This is a genomic window from Melaminivora alkalimesophila, assembly GCF_000282995.1.
GTDB classification, from domain to species: domain Bacteria; phylum Pseudomonadota; class Gammaproteobacteria; order Burkholderiales; family Burkholderiaceae_C; genus Melaminivora; species Melaminivora alkalimesophila.
Window position 1 is genome coordinate 1 of sequence record NZ_ALEE01000080.1, and the last position, 236, is coordinate 236.

The 236-nt window shown below is 68.2% G+C and carries 1 protein-coding gene; it reads left to right on the forward strand.

Annotated elements, in window-relative coordinates:
- Positions 1–236, forward strand: a 236-nt coding sequence (locus A612_RS16315) for a biotin/lipoyl-containing protein (protein ID WP_338131804.1), incomplete at both ends; no start/stop codon positions are given.

Here is a 236-nt window from a genome sequence, read left to right on the forward strand (position 1 = left end):
GAGTCCGACAAGGCCTCCATGGAGATCCCTTCGCCCGCCGCAGGCGTGCTCAAGGAACTCAAGGTCAAGATCGGCGACACGGTCAATATTGGCGATCTGGTGGCCGTGCTGGAAGGCGCCACCGCAGCGGCAGCACCTGCTCCTGTGGCAGCGGCAGCGGCAGCCCCCGTGGCTGCCCCCGCAGTTGCCGCAGTTGCCGCAGTTGCCGCAGTTGCAGCGGTAGCTGCGCCTGCCGC